The 4,300-nt window shown below is 75.7% G+C and carries 2 protein-coding genes; both read left to right on the forward strand.

The features are described 5' to 3' along the window. Nucleotides 1-2,313 (forward strand): ATP-binding protein (locus IE267_RS39235; RefSeq protein WP_189766568.1); only part of this gene is annotated, 2,313 nt, incomplete at its 5' end. A 50-nt stretch (nt 2,314-2,363) separates the two neighbouring features. Further along, complete coding sequence (locus tag IE267_RS39240; RefSeq protein ID WP_189766569.1) at nt 2,364-3,935, forward strand: peptidoglycan-binding domain-containing protein; 1,572 nt, start codon at nt 2,364-2,366, stop codon at nt 3,933-3,935. The last annotated feature ends 365 nt before the right edge of the window (nt 3,936-4,300 follow it).

The following is a 4,300-nucleotide window of genomic DNA, read 5'->3' on the forward strand; positions in this document are numbered from 1 at the left end:
GGGCCCACCGCGCCCGTGCCCGCCCGCGCCGCACGGGCCGCCGCGCTCGGACCCGCGCCCACCCGCGGGCCCGCACCGCGGCCCGCTCCCTCCGCCGCCCGGGCCGGCGCCCGCCCCACCCAACTGCCGCCGCCCATAAGGGACTTCACCGGTCGGGAGGGACCGCTCAAGGAACTGACCGCGCTCCTCCAGGAGGCGTCCGAGTGCCGGGCCCCGGCGGTGGCCGTGCTGACCGGTCTCGGCGGTGTGGGCAAGAGCGCGCTCGCAGCCGCCGCGGCCCACCGGATGCGCAGGTCCTTCCCCGACGGGCAGCTGTACGCGGACCTGCGCGGCGCGGACGCCGAACCCGCCCACAGCGCCGACGTCCTGACCCACCTCCTGCGCTCCCTGGGCGTCGCCGAGGGGGCCGTCCCCGACGACGCGGCGCAGCGGGGCGCCCTGTTCCGCTCCCTCCTCGCGGGCCGCCGGGTGCTGATCCTGCTCGACAACGCCCGCGACACCGCCCAGATCCGCCCGCTGCTCCCCGGCACGCCCGGCAGCGCCGTCCTCGTCACCAGCCGCACCCGGATCGCCGCTCTGCCCGGCGCCCGGCTCCTGGACGTGGAGGCCATGTCCGAGCAGGACGCGCTCGCGATGCTGGAGACGATCGTGGGCGAGGGGCGGGTGGGCGCCGACCTCGACGCGGCCCGCCAACTCGTGCGCGCCTGCGGGCACTTGCCGCTGGCGGTGCGGATCGCGGCGGTCCGTCTGACCGCCCGTCCCGACTGGGCGGTGGCCGACCTCGCGGCCCGGCTCGGCGACGAGCGCCACCGCCTGGACGAACTGGAGGCCGACGGACTCGGCGTGGACGCGGCCTTCCGGCTCAGCTACGAGGGCCTCGGCACGGACGCCGCGCGCGCCTTCCGCCTCACGTCCGCCGCCGCCGTGCCGCTCTTCGGACGGGCCACCGCGGCCGCCCTGCTCGACATCGACGAGGACGCGGCCGAGGACGCCCTTGAGGCCCTCGTCGACGCCGGTCTCCTGGAGGCGCCGGGCGTCGACAGCTACCGCTTCCACGATCTCGTACGGATCTTCGCCCGGCGCGTGCTCGCCGACTCCCCGGACGCCGCCGAGCGGCCCGCCGCCCAGTCCAGGCTGCTCCACCACGTCCTGGCCACCGTCACCCACGTCGTGCGCTGTCTGCGCCCGCTCAGCGGCGTGCCCGATCTGCTGCACGCGGCGCAGGCACCCGGCTACCGGCCTGCCGACGCGGAGGCCGCCCGGGCCTGGCTCCAGGACTCGCACCAGCTGATCCGGGCCACCGCCGAGCAGGCGCTCGGCAAGGGGCCCTGGCCGGACCTCGGCGAGGAGGCGCTGCGGCCCGCCGTGGACCTCCTGACCGGCTGGGCGCACCTCGTCCTCGGCACCGCCCGGCGCCGCGAACTCCAGGGCCCCGCGCGGCGCGCCCTGGCCGGCGCGCACTGCCACGGCGACTCCCGCTCGGCGGGCCGGGCCCTGCGCCTGATCGCCGCCGTGCCGCAGCCGGGCGGCGACACCTACCGGGGCATCGAACGCACCCTGCGCCAGGCCCTGCGGTACGCGGCGCTCGCCGGCGACCCGCTGACCGAGTCCGAGGCCTCGTACGAACTCGCCATGATCCTGGCCGCGATGGGCCGCACCGACGAGGCGCTGCCCCTGTTCGAGCAGGCCTGCGCCCGGTTCGTCGAAGTGGGCAGCCAGGGCGACGCGGTCCGCGTCCTCGCCCATGTCGTACGCGCCCACATGGTGCTCGGCCACCGCGAGCGCGCCGAGGTGGCGGCCGATGAAGTGCTGCGCTCGGCACGGGAGTTGGGGGATCGGGGTACGCTCGGTCATGTGCTGTACCAGATCGGCTGCGCCCTGCTCGCGGGCGGCCGGCCGGTCCGGGCGGCCGCGCACCTGCGCGAGTCGCGTCAGCACCACCAGTGGGTCGGTGACCTGCGCTGGGAAGCGCTGGCCTGGGCCAGGCTCGCGCACTGCGCGCTGGCCAGGGAACGGCCCGGGGAGGCCGCGGCCTGTGCGACACAGGCCCTGTCCATCGAGGGCGACCTCGGTGACCCGTTCTGCCGCGGGCTCGCGCTCGCGGCCCGAGGCCGGGCGCTGCTCGCGCTCGGCGAGACACCGGCGCTCTCGGCGCTGGCGTCACTGCGCACCGCGCACCGGCTCCTGAGCGCGCGGGGTGCCGCGGAGGCGGACGAGCTGACGTCGCTGCTGTGGACCGCGCCCAAGGCGCCGGGACAGCCGGGCGCCCCGCCGGGCCGCGGGGCCGCGAGTGCAGCCAGGGCTGCCCTCTGACAGAGCCTTTTGGGCAGGGGGCCGTCCGGCGTGCCCCCTAGCCTTCCCCCATGACCATGTGGACGTCTCTGGACCCGGCCGCCGTCGCCGTCGATCCCGGTGGGCGGGCCACCGCACGGCTGCGCGTGCGCAACACCGGGGACACGGTCGAGGAGTACCGGCTCTCGATCGTCGGCGCCCCCGCGGGCTGGGCCCGGATCGAGCCCGACACCCTGCGCCTCTACCCCGGCAGCGAGGCCACCGCGGAGATCTCCTTCGCGCCGCCGCGCTCCCCCGACGCCCTCGCGGGCCCGGCCGCGTACGGCATCCGGGTGGAGCCGCGAGAGCACTCCGAGCTGCGGGACGTCCTCGAAGGGCAGGTCACGGTCGCGCCCTTCACCGAAGTGCGCGCCGAGCTGCTGCCGCCGAACCTGGTGGGCCGCTTCCGCGGGCGGGCCCAGGTCGCCGTCGACAACCTCGGCAACACCGCGCTCACGGCGTCCTTGGCCGTACGGGACGAAACCAACCGGCTCACCTTCGAGTTGACCCCGAACTCGGTCCAGATCGCGCCGGGCCGGGCCGCGTTCGCCGAGGTCGACATCCGCCCCCAGCAGGTCCGTTGGACCGGCTCGGGCGAACACCACCGGATGACGTTGTCGGTGCGCCGCTCCGGCGACGACACCCCCCTCCAGGTGGGCGGCGTCTTCGAGCAGCGTGCCGTGCTGCCGCGCTGGGTGTTCGTGGCGGGCAGCGTGCTCGTCGCGGCCTGCGTCGCGGGCGTGGCGCTGTGGCTGGGCCATCAGCCGAAGGTCACCACAGCGACGGGCGAGATGCAGGCGGCCGCCGGAGCACAGCCGCTGCCGCAGGGCGCCGAGTCCCCGCTGCCGTCCGCCCCGCCGCCCGCGCCCCCGGCGCAGGCCGGGGCGTCCGCCCCCGCAGGCGACGGTTCGGGCGGCGCCGCCGCGGGCGGCGGTGGCGGCGGAGAAGCGGCCTCCGAGCTCGGCGGCGGGCCGCCCGTCGTGCCGCCGCCGCCGAAGAAGGCGGCCGCCGCGCCGAACGCGCCGACGGGCCCGGTGTGGGACATGGGGTACAAGCCGGACGACATCGTCACGTTCGCGCAGTACCGGCTGGCCACGCTCGGCAACGAGTGCACGCTGAAGCCCGGCTGGACCGCCGGGATCATCGACCGGGCCACCAAGGACGCGCTGACCTGCTACCAGCAGCACGTCATGCGGGACAAGAAGAGCAGCATGCAGCTGACGGCGACCGACAAGAAGCTCGGCACCCTGGGCCGGGCCACCCTCACCTCGATGTGGGCGCAGGGCATCCGCGCCGACCAGGTGAAGTCCGGCGCGAAGACCTACCAGGTCACGCAGCTGGCGGCGGCCCTGTGGTGGGCCAACCAGGCCGGGATCTCGGACGTCGACCTCAACCGCGACCGCGACTACGCGCACAAGGGCATCGACTACTTCAAGGCCGGCCAGAAGGACGGCTACCTGATGACGTCGGACGGGAACCTCGCCAAGGCGATCAAGGACTACCAGTCGTACGTCGGCCTCCCGCAGACCGGTGTCGCCGACACGAAGACCATCAACTGGCTGGTCGGCGGAGACGTGAAGGACCGCGGAAACCCGGGCCGTTAGCGTCGGCGTTAGCGGGCGTTAGGCCCTGCTGATCGGGGCCTGAGAGGCTGCTCGCCTCCCCAGACTCCCGGGCGGTCGTTCCCCCGCGACCGCCCGGGTCCAGCTCCGAACGGTGGGCCCCCGCCCGGGGCACCGGACCAGCGGGGATGGCCGGTCGGGCAGCGAGTCCTGCCCCCGGAACTGCCCCTTCCGGCCCTGTACTTCCCTGCCCGTCCCACTTGACTCGTTGCGTGAGTATGTGGACTGCCCTGGAGCCCCCCGCCACCACCGTCGCCCCCGGTGACAGCGCCGTCGTGAGGTTGCGGGTGCGCAATACGGGGGACACCGTCGAGGAGTACCGGCTCACGCCGGTCGGTGAGGCCGCC

This window comes from Streptomyces xanthochromogenes (genome assembly GCF_014650455.1).
GTDB lineage: Bacteria > Actinomycetota > Actinomycetes > Streptomycetales > Streptomycetaceae > Streptomyces > Streptomyces xanthochromogenes.

What these genes read in the sequence shown, in the direction of transcription:
- IE267_RS39240 (WP_189766569.1), top strand. Translation starts at nt 2,364, where the DNA reads ATGACCATGTGGACGTCTCTGGACCCGGCCGCCGTCGCCGTCGATCCC.